The organism is Staphylococcus sp. GDY8P131P (assembly GCF_017891975.1).
GTDB classification, from domain to species: domain Bacteria; phylum Bacillota; class Bacilli; order Staphylococcales; family Staphylococcaceae; genus Staphylococcus; species Staphylococcus nepalensis.
Window position 1 is genome coordinate 1 of record NZ_JAESKF010000014.1, and the last position, 1,501, is coordinate 1,501.

Genomic DNA, 1,501 nt, shown 5'->3' on the forward strand with positions numbered 1-1,501 from the left:
ACTTTTAATTGTTTAATTTGTGTTTTCGTTTTTGCAAAATTACTTTTCTCAAATTTGCTAGTTCCCACTGTAACATCTATAAAATGCTTGTGGGTTACAGTGAAGTTAAAAAATAACTAGGTTTTTTACGTCTTAATTACATTAACGGCGCGCTCTGAATTAAATAAAACCTATTTTAAACTCCTTCATGCCAGCGAAAAAAGATAAATTTATATTTAACCAAATGTAACAATTGTGTAATTAGAATCAAAATATTATATATTTACACTTATCAATATATAAATTTTTATATTATGTCCAAATCTTTCAAAGCATAAATATTTTTATGTTGATTACATATAAATAAGATTGAATTTACACCCATCTACTGATAACATCTTAATTTGAATTATTTTAAAATATTTTAATTTTAAACTACGAAAAAATTATCACTATATAATGTGTTGGAGGAATTAAATGTTTAACAACGTTCTTTACGAAGATAATCATTTATTAATGGTAGAAAAGCCTATAAATGTTCCAGTACAAGCAGATAACTCAAAAGATCAAGATTTATTATCCATTTTAAAAAATTATATAAAAATACAGTACAATAAACCTGGTAATGTCTACCTTGGTTTAGTACATCGTCTTGATCGACCTGTTGGAGGGGCAATCGTATTTGCTAAAACTTCTAAAGCAGCTTCTAGGTTATCAAATGAACTAAGAAAACAAAAACTACATAGAACCTATTTAGCAGTTATCCATGGTGTTCCTTCAAAAAATGAAGGCGTACTTCATGATTATTTATGGAAAGACAGAAATAAAAATATCGTATACGCTGTTGATTCCCAGAAAAAAGATGCCAAAGAAGCTATATTAAATTATAAAGTCATCAAAACTATTAATAAAAAAACTTTAATTCAAGTTCAATTAAAAACTGGACGCTCACATCAAATTAGAGTTCAATTTGCAAACCAAAACTTACCATTATATGGTGATCAAAAATATGGGCAAAACATCAATAAGCATGGTCAACAAATTGCCCTTTGGGCATCCCAATTAAGTGTCAAACACCCGACCAAACACGAAATGATTTCTGTAACTTCTACACCAACTGGAAGTATTTGGAAGGAATTTTTATAATTTAGCTTTTAAATTTTCACCATTATAACGCATATGTTTATTTAAGTTTTCATTTGTATTTAAAAAAGATACGAAATCACATTTTCTAAAATGGTTTCGTATCCTGTACGGGTAGGCGGAAACAACTAGGAAAAAAAGACGGCGCTTTAAAAGTAGTTCTTTAAAAGTTTAGGGTATGTCCCTTTTAGCCATCTGCTATTAATATAAATTAAGAGCCTAGGATATCAATTTATCCCAGGCTCTTAATTTATTGTTTAATTTTAAGTTATTTGCTTTAAATTTGTATTATGCAGTAACCCATTGTGAAGCGCCAACTTCGTTGTAAAGTTTAACTGCTGCAGCATCTTGTACTGATTCTGGAGCTTCTGTTGGAGAT

General features: G+C 28.9%; 2 protein-coding genes. One reads left to right on the plus strand and one right to left on the minus strand.

All coding sequences use genetic code 11. The annotated features are described in order from the left end of the window. The first annotated feature begins 456 nt into the window (after positions 1-456). Positions 457-1,125, plus strand: coding sequence for an RluA family pseudouridine synthase (locus tag KA894_RS10520; RefSeq protein ID WP_115341814.1), 669 nt, complete (start codon positions 457-459; stop codon positions 1,123-1,125). 285 nt (positions 1,126-1,410) lie between these two features. On the opposite strand, the gene KA894_RS14735 is transcribed toward KA894_RS10520, so the two are convergent. Then, a partial coding sequence (locus KA894_RS14735) for a lysozyme family protein (protein WP_162496132.1) occupies positions 1,411-1,501 on the minus strand: 91 nt, incomplete at its 5' end.